We start from the raw sequence: 24,217 nt of genomic DNA on the forward strand, positions 1-24,217 counted from the left end.
AAAACTTGGTTTATGAAAATATGTTACAATCATTACACTAAAAAAAAGGACAATTTTGATGTTTAATTTTGATGAGATCGTCGATAGAACCAAGACACCTTGCGAAAAATGGAACAAATATAAAGGCCAAGACGTCATCCCAGCATGGGTTGCTGATATGGATTTCAAATCACCTCCTTGCGTTATTGAAGCGCTTCAAAAAAGAGTGCAGGAGGGTGTTTTTGGCTACACCGATATCGATGATGAAACCTACGATGCGATGATTGCTTTTGTGAAACGTCACTATAACTGGGAAATCAAAAAAGAGTGGATTCTCTTTACTCATGGTGTTGTGAGTAGCATGAATATCGCCTGCATGGCGGTGGAAACTGCAAGTGTTATGACCACAACGCCTATTTATCCGCATTTTATCAAAGCACCCAAACATGCAAACAAAGAAGTTCTAGCCATTGCGATGAAAGAAGAGAACAAACGATGGGTGCTTGATTTTGAAGCGATGGAGAAAGCCATTAATCCTACATGTAAACTCTTTATGCTCTGCAATCCTTACAACCCCGCAGGAACTGTTTTTACATGTAAAGAACTTGAGAGTCTTGGGGATTTTTGTTTAAAACACGACCTTACCATCTGCTCCGATGAAATTCATGCCGATCTGCTTTTGAATCCAGAGACAAAACATATTCCTATCGCTTCACTGAGCGAGGCATTAGCGCAAAAAAGCATCACGCTGATGGCTCCGAGTAAAACGTTTAACATCGCAGGACTTCAAGCCTCATTTGCCGTTATTCCCAATGCTGAGCTTCGTAAAAATTTTAAAAGAACCATGGGAAGCATGGTCGGAGGGATCAATATTTTGGGAATTACTGCTCTTAAAGCAGCCTATCTTGAAGGTGATGCATGGCTGAGTGAGCTTCGTGTCTATTTAGCTGCAAATCTCAAAATGGTGCAAGACTTTGTGAGTAAAAATCCAAAACTCAAACTCCTAGGTCAAGAAGCAACATTTCTCGCATGGATCGACGCATCATCTTTACATGTAAAAAGCCCGTATGAATTTTTTGTACAGCATGGGGTTGGTCTAAGCGATGGGGAACCTTTTGGCAACAAAAATTTTGTACGATTAAACTTTGGAACCCAAAAAAGTGTTTTAGAAGAAATTTTAAAACGCATGCAAAAGGCAATGGATAGCTTATGAAAAAGTACTTACTAGGGCTTTTAACAGCCCTTAGCCTCTATGGTAGCACGCATATTGTAATCTTAGGTGATCCCCACCTTCCAGGGAAAAATCCTCAGATGAAAGAGCATGTATTAGAGCAGATCAATCAATGGAATGATGTCAATATGGTTGTAGCCATGGGCGATCTTTGCTCAAGAACAGGGACAGAGGAAGAGTATGCTTACGTCAAAGCCTATTTTTCAAAACTGACCAAGCCACTTTATGTCATTACAGGTAATCACGATTTTATCTACGCCGATGAACTGGGTAGCAATGAAAAATTGCAACACGCTCCTCGTGAAATTCAAGAAGCGAAACTAAAACGTTTTCAGACCACATTTAATCTTCCAAATCTTTACTACAGCATTGAAAAAGAAAACTACTTGCTTCTGTTCCTCTCCGCGGACAATCCCTCTCATCTAGCAGAGCTCTCTAAAGAACAGCTCACATGGATAGAGCATGAATTGCAAAAACACCCTAAAATGCCCACCATTGTTTTTTTCCATGCACCCTTGGATAACACACTTGAAACCTATAATCGTTGGGTCAATACACCCAATTTCGTAGCACAACCTAAAGAAAAAATCCAAAAGCTGATTCAGAGCAATCCTCAACTCTTTTTATGGATCAGTGGGCATACTCACACATCCGTAAAAGAGCCAAGTTTTGCCTCAACGATTAACCACTATGAACATGTAACCAACATCCACAACAGCGACATGAATAAAGAGGTTATCTGGACAAACTCTTTGTTTTTATATGACAATCATGTTACGATTAAAACATACAACCATACAGAAGAAAAATGGCTCGATCCGTTAGAGCGAACCATTTCTGTACCAAGATTTTAGGTAAAAATGGTTAATATGCCGCAGATTTTTATGAGGATTTGAATGAGACAGTACCTATTTGCACTTTGTTCTTGCCTGTTTTTGCTAAGCGGTTGTGCCCAAAAAGAGTTTACGCAAAACGCTCCAGAACTTCAGCTCAAAGACGATACTCCAAAACGTCAAGAAATCATAAAAAATGCGCTCAAACATCAAGGGAAAAACGATGGTGGCGACTGCTCAGGCTTTGTAAGTTTAGTGAATAAAGAAAGTATAGAGCCTTACTTTACAACCGCAGAACTCAATGGTTATTTTGAGGATGCCAGACGCTCACTTGCGATTTACAATCTTTTAGAAGATCAAAATCGTATCTATCAAGAAAAGCCAAGAATTGGCGACTTGATCTTTTTTGCCAATACCGTTAAAAAATATGTAAAAACAAAAAAAAGTGTCGAAAATATTACACATATTGGGATTATCACGAAAATTGACTCCGATGAGACAATCCACTTTATTCACCACACGAAAGGTAAAAATTTGATTAGCCAAATGAATCTTAACTATCCATCAATTGCAACGTACAATAATAAATCGGTCAACTCTTATATGGAAAAATGCGCCAAAAATGAGGGTCATCAATGTCTAGCACCTGCTTATTTTAGTGCTTATGGGAAAATAAAATGAAAAAATGGTTTGCTTTGAGTGTTGCAGCTCTTTTATTCACAGGATGTGTGCCAAAAACAGTAGAAACACCTACCGCATCTATGGCAGAAAATACTCCAAATGAGCAGAAAATGTATCTTGGAGAAAAACCTTCCAACGACTTTTTTCTAAGACAAGAACATGATAGCTTTGACTTGCGTCCTATGCCTGAACTCTCCAGACGTGAAGCTATTGTACACAATGCATTGATGTATTTAGGGAAGCGTGATGGAGGTGACTGCTCAGGCTTTGTGAGTCTCATCAACTATAAAACAGGAACTCCTTTTTACCAAGAAAAAGAGTTAAGCCAAAGTTTTGACAATGCAAGAAAATCACGTGCTATGTTCAATCTTATGTCAAAAAAAGGACAGGCTTTTGAGACAACATTGCCCAATATTGGGGATCTTGTCTTTTTTGAAAATACCGAGCGAAAACCTGCTGTAAAAACAAAAGGTAAAGGCAAAGATAAAGTAGTAGCAAAACAACCTGTCGTTAATGTTGCAGAAAACATCACGCACGTAGGCATTGTTACCAAAGTAGAAAAAGATGGAACGGTTGAATTTATTCACCACTCCAATGGCAAAAATATCTTGGATTATATGAATTTTAATTATCCAATGCTCACCAATAAAGATGGCAAAGTCATTAACACTTATATGAAGCGTTGCCCTTCCCAAAAAGGTGCAGCACAACCTCAGTGTATGAATATCGCCTTTTTTGTGGCATATGGGACGTTTTAGGCTTTTACATGTAACACAAGCTAAGCTTGTGTTACTCAAATAGAAATATAACTTCTTACAATTAATACGTTTTAATAGCAGGCGGCTCATACGTACGCATTTTACTGAATAAACTCTCATAATTATCATCAACATAAAATACGTTACGTGATCGTTCTTGTAAAAATTTTTCAGCAACCATATGATCAAAAAGTTCAATCAACTTATTGTAATAACCATTGATATTTAATATACCGCAAGGCTTTTGTAACAACCCTATTTGATTCCATGTAAAGACTTCAAAAAATTCTTCTAAAGTCCCAGGTCCTCCTGGCAGAGCGATAAATCCATCGGCTAATTCCATCATTTTAGCTTTACGCTCGTGCATCGTGTCCACACAAATCAGTTCGGTCAAATCTTTATGTGCAATTTCTCTTTGTTCAAGAAATGTTGGAATAACCCCGATAACAGAGCCTCCCTCTTTAAGAATTGCATCTGCTATGGTTCCCATAATGCCAACACTTGCTCCACCATAAATTAACGTAATCTTCTCTTGTGCTAAAAACTTACCTAGTAAAATCGCTTGCTCTTTATAAATTTCACTTGCCCCAAGGCTTGAGCCACAATAAACTGCAATGCTTTTCATCCATACCCTTTTAATTATCAAATTTTGAGCTTGAATAGTATTCTTTTTCTAATTAAAAGAATTTATGATAATGGATATAGCGATAAATTTAAATCAATTCCAAAAATTTGTGGAAACCTATTATACGAAAAAGGGTGGTTGGATTTAAATATCTTTATTCATATTGGTTTTTTATCTGAAGAAACAGGAGAAGTGGGTCGTGCTATTCGAGTATTTAAAATTAAAAAAAGAGGTGCTTACACACCTCTTGAAGATTTGTTAGATATCTTGCTCGATAACTTCTTGGAAACGGTTAAAATAACGCTCTTTAATAGCATCAACACTTTTTGAAATATCATTACATGTAAAGTTATTTCCACCAACAGTTCCGATCTTTGAAACACTTAAACCAATGGTTTTAGCCATCGCTTCAAAGCCTGCTTCATCGTTTACTTCAACAAGAGAACGTGAGAAACTCTCTGCAAAAATGTCTTTAGAATCATTACATGTAAATTTACATGTAACGCCTTTTCCACTTTTAGCTACCATTTTAGCAAGAGCAAGAGCGATACCACCAACATTGACATCTTTAGCTGCGTTCAAATAACCTTTTTTGTTGGCTTCTATGACAAGTTCCCAAAGTTTCAACTCTTTGTCATAATCTAGCTCTGCTAATGTGCCTTCAACTTTGCCAAAAAGCTCTTTCATATACAAGCTACCACCAAAATCACTTTTGGTCTCGCCAATAAGGTAAATTGATGCACCCTCTTTTTGGAAGCTTGATGGAAGCGTTTTGTTCGCATCATCATTCAAACCTACCATAACGATCGCAGGCGTTGGGAAAACACCCACACCGTTGGTTTCATTGTAAAGGGAGACGTTACCACTGACAACCGGCGTATTCAACTTCGCGCACGCTTCTTTGATGCCATAACAGCCTTGTGCAAACTGCCACATAACTTCAGGGTTTTCAGGGTTTCCGTAGTTTAGACAATCGGTAATCGCTAAAGGACGAGCACCACTCATAGCAACGTTTCTTCCACTCTCAGCCACCGCAGCAGCAGCACCCATTTTAGGGTCGATGTAGTTATAACGTGGGTTACAGTCACTGCTCATCGAAAGGGCTTTGCCGTTTTCTTTGATACGAATAACACTTGCATCCAAACTACCCGGTGCTTTAATGGTATTGGTTTGGACCGTTGAATCGTATTGGTCAAAAATCCATGATTTATCGCTGACTTCGACGGAATTTAAAAGGGTATCAAATGCTTTTTGGTTCTCTACTTTTGCAAAATCATTGATCGTTGTGTTTTTAATAGTAGCCAAATAAGCTGGCTCTTTAGTTGGTCTATCATAAATAGGTGCTTGCTCGCTGACCGGTTGTACTGGCATATCTGCTACTCTCTCACCATGCCAGAAGAGTTCCATATTGCCCGTCGCCGTTACTTCACCGATAATTTCAGCGTTGAGATCCCATTTTCTAAAGATGTCAACAACTTTGTCTTCATACCCTTTTTTCGCACAGATAAGCATTCGCTCTTGTGATTCAGAGAGCATAAATTCAAACGGCTGCATGCCCTCTTCGCGTGCTGGAACTTTGTCCAAGTGCATGATCATACCGCTACCACTGCGTCCTGCCATTTCAAATGAGCTTGAAGTAAGTCCAGCTGCACCCATATCTTGGATACCCACGATATAGTCTGTTTTAAAGAGTTCTAAACACGCTTCCAAAAGAAGTTTTTCAGCAAATGGATCACCGACTTGTACCGTTGGGCGTAGGCTTTTGTTTGCTTCGGTAAAGCTATCACTTGCCATAACCGCACCACCCAGTCCATCACGACCTGTTTTAGAGCCAACGTAAACAACAGGGTTACCAAGTCCTTCAGCTTTTCCGTAAAAAATTTCATCACTTTTAGCAAGACCAAGCGTAAATGCGTTTACCAAAATATTGCCATTATAACTCTCATCAAAGAAAGTCTCACCACCGATGGTAGGAACACCCATACAGTTGCCGTATCCACCGATACCTGCAACAACACCACGTACAAGGTAGCGTTGATGATGGGAAGTGTCGTCATTGTTGGTAACATTTCCAAAACGAAGAGAGTTCATGTTTGCTACAGGGCGCGCACCCATCGTAAAGACGTCTCTTAAAATACCACCAACACCCGTTGCAGCACCTTGATATGGTTCAATAAAACTTGGGTGGTTATGAGACTCCATCTTAAAGACAGCCGCCATGCCATCGCCTACATCGATAACACCCGCATTCTCGCCCGGTCCTTGAATAACCCAAGGAGCCTTCGTTGGAAAACCATTCAGATACTTTTTACTGGATTTGTAAGAGCAGTGCTCGCTCCACATGGATGAGAAGATACCAATCTCTAGCATATTAGGCTCACGTCCTAAAATGTTCAAAATATTTTCATATTCGTCTTTTGTCAACTTATGCTTTTTTAACACTGCGTCTAAATTTTCCATGGATTGTTGCCCTATGTGATGTAATTAAAATGGGCTTATTTTACACAAAAGGAACTAAAAGTTAGTTTTGGTGAAAAGTTGCTTCCAATACTTCGGCACTAAGAGGCTTTGCAAAAAGGAATCCTTGCATGCTATCGCATTCATTTTCGATCAAAAATGCTTTTTGCTCTTCCGTTTCAACACCTTCGGCTAGGACTTCAAGGTTAAGCGTTTTACCCAGAGCGATGATCGCCTTTGAAATCGCTTGATCGTCTTTATCGTATGGCAAATCTTTAATAAAAGAGCGATCAATTTTAAGTTTATCTAATGGTAACTGTTTCAAATAACTGAGAGAAGAGTAGCCTGTCCCAAAATCATCAATCGAAATTTTATACCCAACAGTTTCTAATTTTTGCAACGTTTTAGAGACGTGTTCAGGGAAATTCATGAAACAGCTCTCCGTAACTTCAAGCTCAATGTTAAGTGCACTTACCCCTATTTCTTGGCGTATAGCTTCAATTTTTTCAACAAAATCTTCCTCTTCAATCTGTACGCTAGAGATATTAATCGCAAGAATACCATCAAAAAAACCTTTCTCTTGCCATCGTTTCATCTGCTCTAACGCTTTTTTGAAGATTAATAATCCAAGAGGAATAATCAGTCGTGTCTCTTCAGTCCTTGGAATAAAATTATTCGGCGGTATCATCCCTTCAACGGGATGCTGCCATCTGACAAGCGCTTCTAAACCTATCATTTTATTGGTGAAAAGATTAATTTGTGGTTGATAAAAAATAACAAATTCATCGTTTTCTACAGCATGTTTAAGGTCATTGTCCAATTTAGATATATTTAAAAGTTGTTCTGTCATCGACTTGGTGTAAAAAACACAGCTCTTTTGGAGACTTTTTTTAGCTTCATACATTGCTGTGTCAGCATTTCGAAAGAGTGTTTCAAAGCTTTTACCATCTTTTGGAGAACAGGCAATCCCCATGCTAGCACTTACCCTAAACTGTTCAAAACCAATTTCTATAGGTGCTTCCAAGCTTTGCAATAATCGTTCAGATAATGTTTTTACATGTAAAGAATCACTTGAAAGAATCACAAACTCATCACCACCTACGCGGGCTATAAAATCTAGCTCGTTGAGTGATGCTCTAAGACGTTCAGCAACGACTTGGATGACTTTATCACCGGTAGTATGCCCATACATATCATTGATGGTTTTAAAACGATCCAAATCTAAAAATAAAAAGCAGAGTTCTAGCTCATCTAAGAGGCGCTTTTCAAGCTCTTGTTTTAAATAGACACGATTAGGAAGTTTCGTCAAAGGATCATTAAGCGCTAAAAAGAGTATCTCTTTTTGTGTATTTTTGCGATTGCTAATATCGCGATGTGTGCCAGCAAGGCGCAGAGGAACGCCCGTTTTTTCATCACGTTCTACGACAGCTCCAGAGCCTTCTATCCAAACCCAATGACCATCAGAATGGCGCATACGAAACTCTATAATATAGGGTTTATTGTTGCGAATTGTGTTTTCAATAGCTCTTTGTGCAATGATTTTATCATCAGGATGGATTCGCTCAGACCAATCCGTTACCTCTTCATGAATATCTTCACGCACCAGTCCTAAAAATGAGAGCCATCGATCATTGACAATATGTGTATCATGCACATAGTCCCAATCCCAATACCCAAGATCAGCCCCATGAATAACATACTCTAAGCGTTGCTCATTCTCTTTAAGTTTTTTTTGCATTGATTCAATTTGCGTAATTTTCGCTTTAATAAGTCCATAAAGAAATAATGAAGTAATAAGAACAAAGAAAAAACCTTTATACGTTGAGAGCGTTGCAAATACGGTCACATTATCAACAAAATATTCTACAGCATGATCTGAAAAAAATATCCATAACGTTGCGAAGAGAGCATAAATAAGCACAATACGGAATGGACTAATTCTAGAACGCATCAATTAACTCCTATGATTACAGTTTTCAACTTATGCCTATTATACTCCACGTTCATGACATTTATATTATTTTGATAAAAATTCAGCTAAAATCCAACCTTAACTTAACTTCGAGGCGGTACCTTTTATGTTTGGAATGGGAATAGGAGAAATCCTTGTTATCGCGATTGTTGCTATTATATTTTTAGGTCCAGAGAAACTTCCTGAGGCAATGGTCAAGGGTGCAAAATTTTTCAAGTCATTTAAAAACAGCATCAATGACGTCAAAAGTAGTTTTGAACAAGAGATGAAAATCCAAGAGCTCAAAGACGAAGCGCTTACGTATAAGAAAAAATTGGATGAAGTAGCTACCAATGCACGTAAAGTCATTACATTTGATGAACTCGAAGAGATCAAAAAATCAACACAAGGTGTTAATGACTCTTTGAAAGAACTCGAAGAGAGCGTCAAAGAGAGTACAACACTCGATACACCTTCGACGATCACACCCGAACCTATCCAAGTGCAAGTGATCGAAACGCCTAAAGAGATAAAAAAAGAGGACAATGTATAATGTTTGATGAGTTAAAGCCCCATTTAGCAGAACTTCGTAAAAGACTTTCCGTTTCACTCGTTACCATTTTTGTGATGTTTCTTATCTGTTTTTCGTTTTGGCAGCCTATTCTTGCATGGATGATAGCACCACTTAAAGCCGTACTTCCAGAAGGAAGCAATGTCATTTTTACTGGCGTTCAAGAACCTTTCTTCACCGCAATGAAAGTCGCTTTTTTTGCAGGGTTTATTCTATCTTTGCCTGTTATTTTTTGGCAATTTTGGCTCTTTGTCGCTCCTGGTCTTTATGACAATGAAAAAAAATTGGTAATTCCTTTTGTATTTGCAGCAACAATGATGTTCACCATAGGAGCCTCTTTTTGCTACTATGTTGTCGTTCCTCTGGCCTTTGGCTTTTTGATTGCTTTTGGTAGTGCCCTGTTTACCGCACTTCCTAGCATTGGCGAATACGTTGGCTTCTTCACAAAATTTTTAGTTGGTTTTGGACTCTCATTTGAAATGCCTGTTGTCATCTTTTTCTTTGCAAAATTAGGACTTGTAGATGACAAAGGCTTAAAAGAGTTCTTCCGCTACGCCATCGTGATTATCTTTGTTGTTGCAGGTATTTTGACCCCTCCCGATATTCTTTCTCAGTTCTTAATGGCAGGACCCCTACTGATTCTTTATGGTATCTCTATTTTGGTGGCAAAAATTGTCAATCCGTACATCCCACCTGAAAATGATGATACAGAAGAAGAACCTGTTGAAAAGAGTGAGGAATAAGGCCATAGACCCGCTTTTAAAATCAACTTACGACTACACGCTTCCACCAGAGCTTATCGCCACACATCCGGTTGAACCCCGAGATGAGGCGAGGCTTTTGGTGCTTGATCGCAAAAGTGGTCGTATCACACATACACTTTTTAAACACCTCTTTGACTTTTTACCCTCAGACATTGCAGTCCTTCTCAATGACACAAAAGTCGTTAAAGCACGTGTTTTCGGCAAAAAAGAGAGCGGTGGTGAAGTCGAAGTGCTTCTCAATGCTCCTTTGCAAGACAATCTTTATTCGGTGTATATCAAAGGTCGTGTCAAAGTCGGAACGAAGCTCTTTTTTAATGAAAAGATGGAAGCAGAAATTAGAGAACTCAAAGAAGATGGCACACGTATTGTTGCTTTTAGCCAAGAAGGAAAAGCACTGCACACCAAAGCTCTTTTTGATGTTTTAGAAAAAATTGGACATATCCCTCTTCCTCCATACATCAAACGTGAAGATACAAAAGAGGATAGTGTAGATTACCAAACGGTATTTGCTAAAGAGCAAGGTGCCGTTGCTGCACCAACAGCGTCGCTTCACTTTACACCTAATATGTTTGAAGAACTCAAAAGGCGTTATGAAACACACTTTTTAACCTTACATGTAGGTGCGGGAACGTTTAAGCCTGTGGAAGCAGAGCATATCTTAGAACATGTGATGCATTCTGAGATTTACGCTATTCCCTCGCTTACATGTAAACTCATTCAAAGTCCAAAAAATATTCTTGCCGTGGGGACAACGGTGACTAGAACCATCGAGTATTTTGCACGTACAAGCAATGCAGTAGGAAGGTGTGATCTCTTTTTACATCCACAAAATTTACCACTTCGCGTCAATCACCTCTTAACCAATTTTCACCTTCCAAAATCGACATTAATTATGTTAGTGGCTTCATTTGTGGGGATTGACAAAACGCTAGAACTCTACGAAGAAGCCGTGAAAGAAAAGTATCGTTTCTTCTCTTATGGCGATGCAATGTTAATTATTTAATTAGAGTTCTTACAGCACTCTAAATACGTTTTTAAAGCAAAGCTCCAAAGACTACGTTAACACTGGGGGTTTCCTCGGCGGAATGCCCGCGCACCTTTGATGCTTTTCGTTCTTGCAAAATGAGTTTTTACAAGAACTCTATTACGCTTTCATATCCAATAAACTGCCAAGCATTTCATCTTGAGTTTTAATGGTATCGGCATTGGCCTCAAAGCTTTTATCAATCGCAATTTGATCGGTGAATTCTGTCGCTAAATCGGTACCATTAGTTGATTTCCTGCTTTGTGCAACAACAGCATTATCTTGATTTGTAATCGTTGTTTGGGTCGCATTGTACTTTTCTGTGTTGACATTAGCAACATTTTGAGCACTGTTATTCATCCAGTTGGACATAGCCGTCATGGCAGTTGCATTAATTTGCATGATTGCTCCTTTCTCATATTTGCGAACTATACTCTACTTCGCTTGAAAAAGATATAAAGAAACGTTTAAGCCTATTTGACGAGGGTTTTGAGTGTATTGTTTAGATTATCAATCATTTTTGGATTTGTTTCTTTGTTAAAAGCAAAATAGAGATCACTCTCTTTTAAAACATAAACTACTTCGTATTCTGAAATATCACACCCCATCTCTTCAAGCAAAGAGAATGCTGATTCAACACTAAAAGCAATGGCATCTACGCGGTTTTCTTGGAGTTTTTTCAGCTGTGATGTACGGTTGGCAAAACGCTCCAAATTCTCCAAACGAAAGTCAAGGTCTAAGAGTGCTTTTTCTGAAGCCGTATCAGGGATGGTTGCAATTTTATAGCGATGCAAGACAGAAGGCGATGGAACTTGTAAATGCCTACTTTTCTTGGCAATAATACCTAATGTCATCTTCCCAACAGGTCCAACCCATTGAAACAGTGCTTCCCGCTCAGGTGAACGTACCATGCTATATATCATCGAATTTGTTTCGTTTAAAACATTACGGTAGCCTCTAGCCCAAGGTAAAAGTCGAATAGAATTATCAAAAAATTGATGACCACTCTTGGCAAACAACTCTTCAACAAGGCGTGTTGAGGAACCCTTCACGTTACCATTTTCTAAAAAACTATAGGGAGGGCTTTGCTCCGTATAGACTTTAAAAACTTCTGCACAAAGCGTCAAAGAGAAAAAAGCTATGAGCAAAAGATATTTCATAGCGTACTTCTTGCGCGTTGAAGCGACTTCCATGTATAGATAAACATATCAAAATTGTCTAATAAAATATCGGTAATATTAGGATCAAACTGCGATCCTTTCATCATTACAAAATAGTCTCGTACTACTTTCTCTTCCCACGGATCTTTATAAACACGCTTGTCCAAAAGCGAGTCAAAAACATCGGCAACAGAGCAAATACGTCCTACTAAAGCAATATTTTCTCCTTTTTTGCCATGAGGATAACCCTCGCCATCCCAACGCTCGTGGTGTTCTAATGCAATGGTTGCCGCCAAACGCATTAGTTCAAACTCAGAATCAATGAGCATCTCGTAGCCCATCACTGAGTGTCTTTTCATAATTTCCCACTCTTGATCATTCAGCTTATCAGGTTTATTCAAAATTTCATCACTAATGCCGACTTTACCGATGTCATGTAAAACGGCTGCCATTTTTACTTTCTCACACTCAGCTTCATCGTGACCTAGAAATTTGCAAAAAAGATAACAAAATTCAGCAACACGTCTTAAGTGTTGTCCCGTCTCTTTGGATTTAAGTTCAGCAATAGAGGCTGCAAGATACGTCATTTCATGATTAAGTTTCCGAATCTCTTCGGTTTGGCTATCGACTTGTTGTTGAAGATTTGATTGAAGTTGGTACAACGAGATGTGTGTTTTAACCCTCGCTTTTAAAAGGCTTGCATGAAAAGGTTTTGCAATAAAATCAACAGCACCTACATTAAATCCTATCTCTTCATAATCACTACCATCATTTGCAGTCAGAAAGATAATAGGGATATTGCGAACTTTATCCATTTGTTTCAGTCTGCGACACACTTCATAGCCTGTCATTAAAGGCATATTAATATCCAGTAAGATCAAATCAGGAAGTATGGATTCGGCTAACATAAGCCCTTTTTTTCCCTCTTTTGCCGCATAAACTTCATACTCATTGAGTATGGAACACAACATTTCAATGTATTCAGGTGTATCATCAATGACTAAGATTTTAGCCATACTTCATCTCCTCACACAAGTGTGCCAAGCTCATATTTGCGGCATCAAAATCAAAGCTTTTACATGCGAATACGAGTGTTTTAAAAGCTTCATGTTCACGTATGTTTTCATGTGTTGCAAGCTGTTCGAGAAGGAGGCTAACTTTAGAAACATTGGACATATCAAGAGCGAGTTTAAGCTCTTTAAGAATCGCTTCCAAGGCTTGTTTATCTTCATGGACTTGCATTTGAATTGTATGTGTGCTTAAATCAATTTGTTCAAATTCAGCGCGTAATGTATTGATGTTGGCATGATGCTCTTCAAGAATTTCATTCAAAGAGACACTTTCGACACTATGATGCTCTTTTAAAAACTGTTCTACTGCGCCAAGATGCTGTTCTAAAACTAAGACGCCTATCGTTCCGCAAAGTCCTTTGAGTGTATGGACATAATCAATCAGCATTGCAGTCTCTTTCTTTTCGATCAAGTCTTGCAACTTATTAGGCAGTTCTAAGTAGGTTTCAAAAAAACTGACAAAAAGCTTTTGCCACAATGCTTCATTGCCTCCTAGTTTTTTAATCGCTTCTTTTTTTGCAAAATGTTTTTTCACGCGTTTTTGAGTATTTACGGGTTGTTTTGGAGAGATAGAAAGGCTTACATGTAAAACCTCTAACAGCGTGCCATAGAAGTCTTCAACTTCAAATGGTTTCCCAATATGAGCATCCATCCCCGCTTGAATACATTTTTCAATATCCTGTACCATGACATTAGCGGTCATCGCTACAATAGGCGTTAGAACATTGAGCTCTTTACGAATCATGCGTGTCGCTTCATACCCATCCATGATCGGCATCTGAACGTCCATTAAAATTAGATCAAACGGATGTTCTTGCTCTTGAATCAACTCGACTGCTTCCAAGCCATTGCGGGCTATCTCAACTTTGGCATGAGTCTCTTTGAGCAAGTAGGTTGCAACTTCGAGGTTAATGTCATTGTCTTCAACAATCAAAATACGTTTAGAAGAGAGATCAATCTTGGAAGGATCAAACAGTGGCGTCTGTGAAGCAACAGAACATAAGGATACGAGTTCATCATAGAGCATCGAAGGATTGATCGGTTTTTTCAAAAAGGATTTAATGCCTGCATTATTAATACGATTTTTGATCTCTGCATCATCATTGGTCGCGATCATTAAAAAAGAAGGTAGCGCTTCAATGGCAATCTTTTGTGTCAACTGTCCATAAAGATCGACGCCATTAGCCCCTTTTGCGAGCTCATAATCAAGAATCACCAGATGATAAGGTTGTGCAATCGTTTGAATTTTTTCAGCAATATCTTCATTGCTTTTACATGTCGTAACAAAAAATCCAAACGAACGAATAAAATCACAGAGCATATCACTGACTTTTTTCTGATCTTCTATTACTAAAATGCGCAGCGGTTCATATGTTCCACTACTATTTTCATGCTGTATTTCTAGCCCTTGTGCTATTGGCAGTGTGATGGTTAAACTAAAAAGGCTACCTCTGCCCTCTTCACTCTCTAGGCTGATGTGTCCTTGCATCATTTCGGCAAGCTGCGTACAAATGTAAAGTCCTAACCCAGTACCACCATGTTTTCGTGTAATAGAAGCATCAAGCTGTCCAAATGCTTTAAACAGAAGCGATTGCTTCTCTTTAGGAATGCCCATACCGCTATCTCGCACATTTAATGTCAAGGTAGCTTTATTGCCTTCACTGGATTTTTCGTGAACACTCAGAACAACAGCACCCTCTTTGGTAAATTTGATCGCATTGCTTAAAAAGTTATTGACAATTTGCATAATTTTGCAAGGGTCACCTTTAAAAAAACGGTTTGTTTCTACAAAATCACACTGGAAATCAATGCCTTTCTCTTTGGCTAAAACGGAGAAAATAGAACAACTTTTTTTGAGTTCTTTATGCAGATCAAAAGCAATCGATTCAACATCCATTTTGCCAGCTTCTATTTTAGAAAAATCCAAAATATCGTTGATAATACGAAGAAGCACCGAAGATGCTTCTTTAATTTTTCCTACATAACTGGATTGTGTGTTGTTCATGGCTGTTTTACTGAGTAGATGAGACATACCCATGATGGCATTCATAGGCGTGCGTATTTCATGGCTCATATTGGCTAAAAATTCCGATTTGTAACGGCTTGCATCCTCAAGTTCTTTGGTGCGCAGTTTTACTTTTTCATCCAATATCTCATTTTCATGTTTGAGCGCATCAAAAAACCCTTTAAGTTTGATACGTGTTTTATCAAGTGCAAAACCAAGTGTTCCAATTTCATCGTTTTCATCCCACACAAAAGGTTCATCGAGCTTTTGCTGTGCTAAAAGATTGGAGTGACTTACCAAACGCCTAATCGGTCGAATGATTTTATAGTAATAAATCCATGAAATAAGAACGACTAAAAAAAGAATTTGGAAAAAAAGCATCGTACCAAAGAGTGTCAAGTCAGACATCACCGAATCTACAAGATCTTGACGTTTAAAGCCCATTTCTAATGAGCCAACAACCACATTGTCCTTTTCTAACGATTTATGTAAAAAGAGTGTGTCATCATTGTTCGCAATCCTATTTTGCTGCTCCCATCTCAAAAAAAGCTTTTCATTGCTATCTTTGACATAGACAAATTGCACATTAGGATCCAGCAAAAGCTGGTCGAGCATCTTTTGCCCTAATTCTGGGTAAAAATTCCATAATGACTCTACAAAAATCGCTGAGGAGAGGTTGAATTTTTTAGTATTGAGCGTTGTAAACTCTTCTTGCTTACTTTTATAAGTACTATTGGCATACGTGAGCATTAAAAGAGGCAATGGCAAAAGCAGTGAGATAATAATCATCACTGCTAAGGCTTGCAATAAAGATACGCGGTACAGCATCGCTCTAATCATTTTGAAGGCCTCTTTCAAAAGCTATTTTGACGACATTAGCCACAAAGGCACGCATGCTTGCAAACCATCGATCAAGCACTAAACGAAGTCTAAATTAACTATAACATTTTCAAATCAAAATTGTCAATTTTAGAGATAAATAGACTCCGCTTTTTTGACAATATGTACCTTACTTTCGATATTTTCTTTTAAATAGGCTTTAAAAAGCTCTAATTTGTCCTCTTCGCCATGAATGAGATAAATATTCTTTAATTCTTTGATCTGTTTAATCCATGACAACATATCCGCACGATCAGCATGTGCAGAAAAACCATTGATCGTATAAAGTTTTGCACGTACTTTAATATCTTCACCGTAAATGCGGATAAACTGCTCTCCATCGATGATATCTCGTCCCAACGTTCCCTTCACTTGGAAACCCACAAAAATAATGGCATTTTTAGGATCCCAAATACGTTGTTTAAGGTGATGCAAAACTCTACCACCATTACACATACCACTTCCAGCGATGATGATAGCGCGTTTTTCCACCTCATTAATTTCCATCGAATCTTTTCTACGAGGCGTATATTGAAGCTCTGGGAATGAAAAAGGATCATCCCCAAGACTTACACGTAACCCCAAGGTTTGATTCAGTTGTGCAGGATATTTTTGGTAAATCTTCGTTGCCTCAATGGCAAGAGGGCTATCTAAAAAGACATGACAATTGTGCAATTCACCCGCTTGATGCATCTGATGCAATAACCATAAAATCTCTTGGGTTCGCTCCAATGCAAACGAAGGTATGACAACATTACCGCCCGACTCAAGCGTTTGAATAATGGCTTCTTTAAACTCTTTGATACTCTCATCTAAGGCTCTATGTTCTCTATCACCATACGTTGATTCTATAAAAAGAGTGTCTGTCTTAGCAAGGGGACTTAGAGGATTGAGTAGCAAACGGTTTTTACTACCAAGGTCGCCTGAGAAAACAACACTTTTGTGCAAGGTATCTTCTTCATAATTGACCTCAACAAAAGCACTCCCCATAATATGACCTGCATTGTGAAATGTGAGTTTTAAAAAAGGAGCAATATTAATGACCTCATCGTATTTTACACGGCGAATTTTTTTCGTAAAAACTTGTTCTACATGCTCTTTCGTGTAAAGTGGCTCTTGGACGGTATTCTCTTCACCACGACGAAGTGCTTTTCGAAGCTGTGTTTCATACTCTTCTTGTAGTAATCCAGCACTGTCTAAAAGCATGATATACGCAATATCTAAGGTTGCATCGGTGGATATAATTTCTCCACGAAAGCCCTCTTTAATCAATTTTGGAACCCTACCAATATGATCGACATGCGCATGTGTTAAAACCAAATAATCAAGAGAAGGCACATCAAAAGGAAAAAGCTCGTAGTTGTTTTTCCAATGTTCACCTTGAATCATTCCACAATCGATTAAAATTTTAATCGATTGAATCTCTAATAAGTGACATGAACCTGTAACCATAGAAGCTGCACCATACGATGTGACTTTTGCCATACTTTATCCTTTAGTGTATAAATTTGTCAATAATCTCTTTGTATTTTTTTTCTATAACATGGCGTTTCTTTTTAAAGGTATTGGTGAGTTCTTCCCCCACTGTAAATTCTTTATCTAAAAAGTGAATATTTTGGAGCTTTTCGAAAGGTTTAAAACCTTGTCCTTGATGTAACAGATCGTTCATTTCACTTTTAATTTTAGCAACTATTTGCTTATCTTCCATTACTTGCTCAATATTCTGTACGGCTTTGTTAAAATGAACCGCTACATACTCTTTGAGCTTTTCAAAATCAGGCACAATAAGCGCCCCCAATCCTTTTTTAGTATGCCCAACCAAAATAGCATCTGTGATAAATGGCAACATCGATATGGTTGTTTCAATACGACTAGGGTCAACATTTTCACCACTGGCAAGCACAATGATCTCTTTGGATCGCCCGGTAATGACAAGCTCACCCTTAATGGTCAGCTTTGCAAGATCACCCGTTTTAAAGAAACCATCTTCACTAAAACTTTTTGCATTTTCTTCAGGGTTATGATAATACCCGCTGGTAACCTGCTCACCTTTCACCCAAATCTCGCCTACTTCTCCAGCGCCCAGCATATCGCCTTCTTTGTTGACGATCTTAAGCATGGTATCTCGAACAGGCAGACCCAATGTTGCAAACGTATTGCATTGAAGAGCACGCCCAGCAATCGTTGGTGCGCATTCTGTCATACCATATGCATTCACAATGCGAATTCCAATCGCATCAATCCATGTATCTAAAAAATCAGGTAAAGCGCCACCACCACTGACAGCCAGACGCAATCTTCCCCCAAATTTTTCCTGCACAAGCGCCAATTTTTTCTTAGCAAAAGCATTCAGTGGAGCAAGCAGTAAGCGTTGGGAAAATGCAACCGTTTTTTCTTTACATGTAAAAAGAAATGAGCGTTTTTCAAAACACGGAAGTTCATCTTTTAAAACACGATCCGCCCTATTGTAGGCTGCTGAAATAGCAACCAATTTATGAAACAATTTGGCTTTTTTAGGATCTTTTTTTTCTAATGCAGTATTGATCTTCGTATACATTGACTCCCAAAGTCTTGGTACCGTTGCAACGATAGTCGGCTTATAATGTTCTAAATCAGCCGCAAAAGTTTTGATAGTAGAGTAAACCGTACAACACCCTTTTGAAAGGGCTACATACTCAGCAGCACGCTCAAATATATGCCATGATGGAAGGATAGAAACCCAAACATCACTACTCTCTAGGGCGATTAATGGAGGAAGTTCACGAACATTGTACATAATGTTTTTATGGCTTAAAATAACCCCTTTAGGCGTACCTGTTGTACCTGATGTATAGATGAGTGTACACATGTCTTCCTCATCTAAAGCGTCTTTTCCTGCAATAAATGCTTCGATTTCATTGCGATGAATCGTTCTGTCTTGCAAAATATCTTTATAAGAGTAAATATTGCTTAATAGCGAGTGTACTTTAGGGGCTTCCAAAATAAAAATAGCTTTGAGTTTCAGATGATTGAGCATCATTTCGTGGCGTATGTAACTATGCTCATCTTCGACAATGAGAAACTCTGCACCTGAATGGGAAAGTATAAACTCTAACTCTTGCGTAGGAGTATCGCAGCCTCGTGGAATGCTAATAGCCCCCAAAGAGATAAGGGCTAGATCGGTGACCATCCACTCATAGCGGTTGTCACACAAAAACATGACTTTAGAGCCTTTTGTGAGCTTTTTAGCCTTAAAAGCACGAGAAAGAACCAAAACATCTTCAAATAATTTTTCATAATTAACTTCAAATTCTTTATCTGCTACCTTATAGATAAAGGCTTTTCTTTCTTTATGCTGTTCATACGTCTTAATAAACATATGAAACAACGTGTTTTCTTCACGGTGCAAGCACAATCCTTAACATTTCAAATTACGTTTATTGTAATCTTTATTCCTGAAAGAGAAGCTTATCTGTGGCGAAATGCTTTGAAAACACAGTAAATAATTACAATTTGAACTACCAAAAGTAGCCCATGTAAACAATAGACTTGGGTTTCTTTATCTATAACCCCGAAAAATTCGACAAATTTGTAAAAAAGATAAGAAATGATCATCCCAGCAAGATAGCCTTGTTGCTTCACAACATCCGCAAAAGAGAGTAGTGTCGTGCGCTTAAGGGCGAGTGTTTCCATACGCATAAGGTAATTACCAAACACAAATGTAAGTTGGTATGAAATATAGATAAAAAGTACATTGGTATAGCTATACTGAAAGATGAGAAAACTGATAATAATCAGTAATGCCAGAAACTCTACCAAGAGTGTAATTCGGTAAAAGACGAGAAGATTCATCATCTTCTCGTACACTTTTGCGACAACCAGCAACCCTACGGCTAACCCAATCCCTCCTAAAGAAAAAACAGAGGGCTCAAGTGGTGTGTAAAGCACAAAAACACTTCCTACCGCAAGACCAAAAAAGAGGGAATTGAGTAGCTTATACCAAAGGTAAGGGCGTAGGTTTAGGTTCATTAGAATCTCGCCTCAACACCCATATAATAGCTTCGCTCAGCCGATGCAAATCCGTAAGCAGTTTGGTAATATCGATCAAAGATGTTGTTGACTTTGACGTAAACATCCCACGTTGGATCAATGTGGTAGCTTACTTTTGTATTGGCTACAAAATAGTTTCCTGTTTCAACATTGCGCGCAGGTGTTGATGAAAAATCTTGATCTGCACGAGAGCCAACATACGTACCACTAACATTCCATGCTAATTTTTTTATTGGCATATACGTTGTGTAAAGCGTTGATTGGTAACGAGGACGTCTTGTAAGACGAACACCATCTTTGTTTTGTGCATCAACATACGTATAATTGCCTCCCATCAATAAAGATTGTAAGAGTTGTTGTTCATAAGAGATCTCGACACCTCTCATAATGGAAGTCCCCTCGATATTCACATTTTTTGACGTTGCATTATCCCAATTGATCATATCTTTAATTTCATTTCGAAAGAAATTGATTGTTAATCCAGCATATTGTGTTCCGATATTGAAACTTTTAATGTTTTCAGGCTTTAAATCAAAATTGCTTGTACCCCAAATGTTAATCATGTCAAGCATGGAAGGCGTTTGATATGCTGTTCCATAGTTTGTATAAATATTGAATTGATCGTTAAAGAGGTATTTTGCGCCTACTTTACCCGTGACTTTGTCATCAAATGCACTAAATCTATCATAACGGAGTGCCTCTGTTAAGATCACTTGATTAAATTGGTTTGTATTATTTACATACAGTGCTTTAGAATTATCATTGCGTTCTTTTTCAGCAGATCCTACTTGAGTGTATTCGATTTCACGTTTTTCATAAGAGCCACCAAAGACCAATGCACTCTTATCGTAATATTTCCATGTATCCTTCATCTCAATCGAAGGTATTTCACCTTTATAATCGCTCACACCGAACGTTGCATCAAGCTCTTTTTTAAGAAAACTGCTCTTTGAAAGCGTTGTCTCTATAGAGTGATCTCCCACCAAATGTTTATAGCCTACATAGCCAGAACGATTTCTAACATCGCTATGCTGTGAGTCATTGGGTGTATTTTCATCATAACTGTTCAGGGCATTCACATCATGATAGCCTGCTTCAACGCGGTTATACGCATCAAGCCAATATCCTGTTTTTAAATTTACGGTTGTATTTCTATAAGGGTCATCTTCGAATTGATCTATCTTCTTTCCATACAGTGCTTGACTTGTAAATCCATCTTCTTTCACACGCTCAACCGATAACATGATATCAAATACATCGGTTTTATGAGAAAGCGATGTATGCATACTTCGTCTCCCATAACTTCCAGTTTCTACACCAGCTGTTCCATGCGTACCATTTTGAGCATTTTTAGTGATGATGTTAACAACGCCAGCCGCAGCATCGGCACCCCATACACCGCTTTGTGCACCTTTTATCACTTCAATGCGGTCAATATCATCTACCAAAATTTGACTAAAATCGGCACCAGAGGTATTGCTAGGATCGTTATATCGAACACCATCAATAAGGACTAAAATATATTTATTGGACATACCTTGCATAAAAACACCCGTTGATTTACCAAGTCCGCCATTGGAAGCAAAGCTTACGCCTGGTATGGTATTAAGGGCGTCAACAACAGAAGTAATGCCTTTGAGAGAGAGTTCTTCGGAGGTGATAATGCTCACATTATCGGTGACATTGGTCGCACTGACCAAGGATTTGGAAGCCGTATAAACTTCAGACTTTTTTTCTTTGATCTTCTTTGAGATCACCACAACAGGCGCAGCACTTTCTTCGAGCACTTCTGTTGTTTCAGAGGATGCTTCAGCTTTTGGCGTATACAGTTGCTTTTCATTATCTACGACACTTTGCCCTTCACTTGCAAGTGCAATCGTAGCATTTAAAGCAAGTATCGCGGCTAGGCTGAAATACTTTCCTCTAAATCCTTTCAGATTTTTCATTTATTCTCCTTAAAATTTGGGAGAAATATTTTATCTAAAAAGTAACTATTTTCATATATCTTCATCTTACATAAGAATTAATCTTTACATGTAAACGCTAACAACGCATTAACACTCTAAAATTTGGTACAATAACCTAGTTAAAAATGTAGAAAAAGATTCGTAATTAGCTTGGTTACGAAGAAGGAACGGAATGAATCAAAAGACCTTACGGATTATCTTTTTTAGTTATCTTACGGTTGTTTTTATTGGCGCTATTTTATTGATGCTTCCGTTTGCTCATGTGGGAAAACTCGCTTTTATAGACGCACTTTTCACCTCCACATCCGCAACATGCGTGACAGGGCTTGTGGTTAAAATCACCCCTGAGGATTTTACATTTTTTGGACAATTTGTCATTTTAATTCTTATGCAAATTGGTGGTGTAGGCTACATGAGTATCGTCACCCTCTTCTTCTTGTTTATGAAGAGAAATCTCAACATCCATGAAAAAAATATGGCAAAAGAGTCTTTGAACTACTCAACCAACTTGGACATTCAAAACTTTCTTCAAAAAGTATTTCTGTTTACACTCATCATAGAATCATTAGGCGCACTCATCTTAACCCTACGCTTTGCAACACACATGCCTTTGCATAAAGCTATTTGGCAAGGTATTTTTCACTCGGTTGCCGCGTTTAACAATGCTGGTTTTTCTACCTTTAGAGACAACCTTATGGGGTATCAAACCGATTTCACCGTTTTAATGACCGTTGGATTTCTTATCATACTAGGTGGTATTGGCTATTTGGTCTTGGTTGAGCTTCATGCCAAGGCTACGCATAAACGTTTTATGCTCTCCGCTCACACAAAAATCACCCTTGTCGGTACGCTCGTTCTCATCGTTTCAGGAACACTTCTTTTTTTAGCGATTGAAGGGGATAACAAAGGTATTTTTGCCAACATGACATGGTATCATAGCCTGCTTAACAGCTTTTTTCTCTCGGTCAACTTTAGAACTTCTGGCTTTAACAGCCTTGATCTTTCCCAACTGAGCGACGCATCGCTTTTTTGTTCGACCATTTACATGATGATCGGTGGCGGTGCAGGAAGTACCGCAGGTGGTATTAAGATCACTACGGTTGCTGTGCTTATCATCGCAACCATCCACACCATTAAGATCAGTAACCAACAACCCCATGCCTTTAAGCGTACTATTTCGCCTGAAGTCATCAATCGCTCTTCTGCCATCATTTTAGTAGCTTCATTTATAGCAATTATGGCAACGCTTATCTTGGTTGAAACCCAAAAAACCAATTTCATGCAAACACTCTTTGAGGTCGTCTCCGCCTTTTGTACGGTAGGTGTTTCCGTTGGCAACGGCGATGTTCTCAGTCTCTCAGAAAAATTTAGCACCTTTGGAAAATCACTTGTAGTAGCGCTCATGCTTATCGGACGTATGGGCATTTTTGCCTTTGGATTTCTCATTATGGGAAGAGAGAAAATTAAACACATACAATACCCCGAAGGAAGGATTTTATTATGAAAACTTACGCCGTTATAGGCCTTGGAAAATTTGGCTTTCACATTGCAAAAGGCTTGGCTGAACAAGGTATGGATATCATCGCCATTGACAACGACCCTCATAAAATACAAGTCATTAGTGACTACATCGAAGATGCGCTTATTTTAGACAGTACCGACACAAAAGCACTTCAAGAAGCGGGTGTTGTAGGGCTTGATACGGTTATTATTAGCATTGGTGAGAACATTGAGGCAAGTATTTTAACGCTTATGGCACTTAAAGAGCTGGACAACAAAAACATTATTGCCAAAGCCATTACGCTAACCCATGGTGAAATTTTAGCGAGGCTTGGAGCTTTTAAAGTCATTTACCCTGAGAGAGAATCTGCCAAAAAACTCGTTGAAAACCTTGTCGGAAATGTCGTCATCGACCAAGTTGATTTTAGCAGTACCATCAAAATCGCAAAATTCCTCGTCACACAGTCACTTATTGGCAAACAAGTCAAAGATATTGAAACCATGTTTGAACATGAGATCCATCTCATTGCATGTAAAACACGTGATAATTGGACGTTTGATGTTGAAAAAACCTATAAAATCCGTGAAAATGATATGCTTGCATTCATCGGTAAAAAAGCCTTTATCGACAAGCTTCGAAATCTCACCAAATCTGAAAGTTAATCTTTACATGTAAAGCCTCTTTTAACAAAGTGTTGTTATAACATTCTGGTAAAGAGGTTTTTTCTCCACA

Annotated in this window: 20 protein-coding genes; 9 read left to right on the forward strand and 11 right to left on the reverse strand. The window is 38.4% G+C overall.

Going from position 1 to position 24,217, the window contains the following annotated elements:
- Positions 1–58: 58 nt before the first annotated feature.
- From SAR02S_RS06315 to SAR02S_RS06330, 4 genes are read left to right on the forward strand one after another with little or no spacing between them, the layout of a single operon-like run.
- Entirely contained in the window at positions 59–1,192 is a 1,134-nt protein-coding gene (locus tag SAR02S_RS06315; RefSeq protein ID WP_052433550.1) for a MalY/PatB family protein, read from the forward strand.
- Entirely contained in the window at positions 1,189–2,064 is an 876-nt protein-coding gene (locus tag SAR02S_RS06320) for a metallophosphoesterase family protein (protein WP_041957964.1), read from the forward strand. Before SAR02S_RS06315 ends, SAR02S_RS06320 begins: the two co-directional genes overlap by 4 nt.
- A 42-nt stretch (positions 2,065–2,106) precedes the next feature.
- The gene (locus SAR02S_RS06325) at positions 2,107–2,724 is read left to right on the forward strand and encodes an NlpC/P60 family protein (protein WP_041957966.1); all 618 of its coding nucleotides are present in this window, start codon (positions 2,107–2,109) and stop codon (positions 2,722–2,724) included.
- Entirely contained in the window at positions 2,721–3,482 is a 762-nt protein-coding gene (locus SAR02S_RS06330; protein WP_041957968.1) for a hypothetical protein, read from the forward strand. Before SAR02S_RS06325 ends, SAR02S_RS06330 begins: the two co-directional genes overlap by 4 nt.
- 61 nt (positions 3,483–3,543) lie before the next feature.
- Here SAR02S_RS06330 and SAR02S_RS06335 read toward each other — a convergent pair whose 3' ends face one another.
- The 3 genes from SAR02S_RS06335 to SAR02S_RS06345 all read right to left on the reverse strand — a co-directional run bounded on the left by SAR02S_RS06335 (position 3,544) and on the right by SAR02S_RS06345 (position 8,515).
- On the reverse strand, positions 3,544–4,107 hold the full coding sequence (locus tag SAR02S_RS06335) for an LOG family protein (RefSeq protein ID WP_041957970.1): 564 nt from the start codon (positions 4,105–4,107) through the stop codon (positions 3,544–3,546).
- A gap of 258 nt (positions 4,108–4,365) precedes the next feature.
- A complete protein-coding gene (purL, locus tag SAR02S_RS06340) occupies positions 4,366–6,567 on the reverse strand; it encodes a phosphoribosylformylglycinamidine synthase subunit PurL (RefSeq protein WP_041957971.1) in 2,202 nt (733 codons plus the stop codon).
- 61 nt (positions 6,568–6,628) lie between these two features.
- Positions 6,629–8,515, reverse strand: a complete 1,887-nt coding sequence (locus SAR02S_RS06345) for a putative bifunctional diguanylate cyclase/phosphodiesterase (protein ID WP_041957973.1) — start codon at positions 8,513–8,515, stop codon at positions 6,629–6,631.
- Between the two features lie 127 nt (positions 8,516–8,642).
- Here SAR02S_RS06345 and tatB point away from each other — a divergent pair, with 127 nt between their 5' ends.
- Genes tatB through queA form a run of 3 tightly spaced genes read left to right on the forward strand, consistent with a single transcriptional unit; the run spans position 8,643 to position 10,853 of the window.
- The gene (tatB, locus tag SAR02S_RS06350; protein WP_041957976.1) at positions 8,643–9,068 is read left to right on the forward strand and encodes a Sec-independent protein translocase protein TatB; all 426 of its coding nucleotides are present in this window, start codon (positions 8,643–8,645) and stop codon (positions 9,066–9,068) included.
- Positions 9,068–9,829 carry a twin-arginine translocase subunit TatC gene (gene tatC, locus SAR02S_RS06355; RefSeq protein WP_041957978.1) on the forward strand — a complete coding sequence of 254 codons (762 nt, stop codon included), beginning with the start codon at positions 9,068–9,070 and terminating at the stop codon, positions 9,827–9,829. Before tatB ends, tatC begins: the two co-directional genes overlap by 1 nt.
- A gap of 4 nt (positions 9,830–9,833) precedes the next feature.
- Complete coding sequence (queA, locus tag SAR02S_RS06360; RefSeq protein ID WP_198133095.1) at positions 9,834–10,853, forward strand: tRNA preQ1(34) S-adenosylmethionine ribosyltransferase-isomerase QueA; 1,020 nt, start codon at positions 9,834–9,836, stop codon at positions 10,851–10,853.
- Between the two features lie 141 nt (positions 10,854–10,994).
- Here the strand turns inward: queA and SAR02S_RS06365 are convergent, their stop codons facing one another.
- From SAR02S_RS06365 to SAR02S_RS06400, 8 genes are all read right to left on the reverse strand, one after another.
- Complete coding sequence (locus tag SAR02S_RS06365; protein ID WP_041957980.1) at positions 10,995–11,276, reverse strand: flagellar basal body rod C-terminal domain-containing protein; 282 nt, start codon at positions 11,274–11,276, stop codon at positions 10,995–10,997.
- Between the two features lie 71 nt (positions 11,277–11,347).
- Complete coding sequence (locus tag SAR02S_RS06370; protein ID WP_041957982.1) at positions 11,348–12,034, reverse strand: substrate-binding periplasmic protein; 687 nt, start codon at positions 12,032–12,034, stop codon at positions 11,348–11,350.
- Positions 12,031–13,050 (reverse strand): HD domain-containing phosphohydrolase, encoded by a 1,020-nt coding sequence (locus tag SAR02S_RS06375; protein WP_041957983.1) that lies wholly within the window; start codon positions 13,048–13,050, stop codon positions 12,031–12,033. Before SAR02S_RS06375 ends, SAR02S_RS06370 begins: the two co-directional genes overlap by 4 nt.
- Positions 13,043–15,949: a response regulator gene (locus tag SAR02S_RS13200; protein WP_052433551.1), complete on the reverse strand. Its 2,907-nt coding sequence runs from the start codon at positions 15,947–15,949 to the stop codon at positions 13,043–13,045. The genes SAR02S_RS06375 and SAR02S_RS13200 overlap by 8 nt, the downstream gene beginning before the upstream one ends.
- Positions 15,950–16,078: 129 nt before the next feature.
- Positions 16,079–17,473 carry an MBL fold metallo-hydrolase RNA specificity domain-containing protein gene (locus tag SAR02S_RS06385; protein WP_041957985.1) on the reverse strand — a complete coding sequence of 465 codons (1,395 nt, stop codon included), beginning with the start codon at positions 17,471–17,473 and terminating at the stop codon, positions 16,079–16,081.
- A gap of 10 nt (positions 17,474–17,483) precedes the next feature.
- Positions 17,484–19,376: an AMP-dependent synthetase/ligase gene (locus SAR02S_RS06390; RefSeq protein WP_156961450.1), complete on the reverse strand. Its 1,893-nt coding sequence runs from the start codon at positions 19,374–19,376 to the stop codon at positions 17,484–17,486.
- Between the two features lie 59 nt (positions 19,377–19,435).
- Positions 19,436–19,996, reverse strand: a complete 561-nt coding sequence (locus SAR02S_RS06395) for a hypothetical protein (protein ID WP_041957986.1) — start codon at positions 19,994–19,996, stop codon at positions 19,436–19,438.
- Positions 19,996–21,963 carry a TonB-dependent receptor plug domain-containing protein gene (locus tag SAR02S_RS06400; protein ID WP_052433552.1) on the reverse strand — a complete coding sequence of 656 codons (1,968 nt, stop codon included), beginning with the start codon at positions 21,961–21,963 and terminating at the stop codon, positions 19,996–19,998. The genes SAR02S_RS06395 and SAR02S_RS06400 overlap by 1 nt, the downstream gene beginning before the upstream one ends.
- A gap of 193 nt (positions 21,964–22,156) precedes the next feature.
- Between SAR02S_RS06400 and SAR02S_RS06405 the strand changes: the two genes are divergently transcribed.
- Both SAR02S_RS06405 and SAR02S_RS06410 read left to right on the forward strand, forming a co-directional pair.
- Positions 22,157–23,488, forward strand: coding sequence for a TrkH family potassium uptake protein (locus SAR02S_RS06405; protein ID WP_041957989.1), 1,332 nt, complete (start codon positions 22,157–22,159; stop codon positions 23,486–23,488).
- Positions 23,485–24,147 (forward strand): potassium channel family protein, encoded by a 663-nt coding sequence (locus tag SAR02S_RS06410; RefSeq protein WP_041957990.1) that lies wholly within the window; start codon positions 23,485–23,487, stop codon positions 24,145–24,147. The genes SAR02S_RS06405 and SAR02S_RS06410 overlap by 4 nt, the downstream gene beginning before the upstream one ends.
- Positions 24,148–24,217: the final 70 nt, after the last annotated feature.

It is taken from the genome of Sulfurospirillum arsenophilum NBRC 109478, assembly GCF_000813345.1.
Lineage (GTDB): Bacteria > Campylobacterota > Campylobacteria > Campylobacterales > Sulfurospirillaceae > Sulfurospirillum > Sulfurospirillum arsenophilum.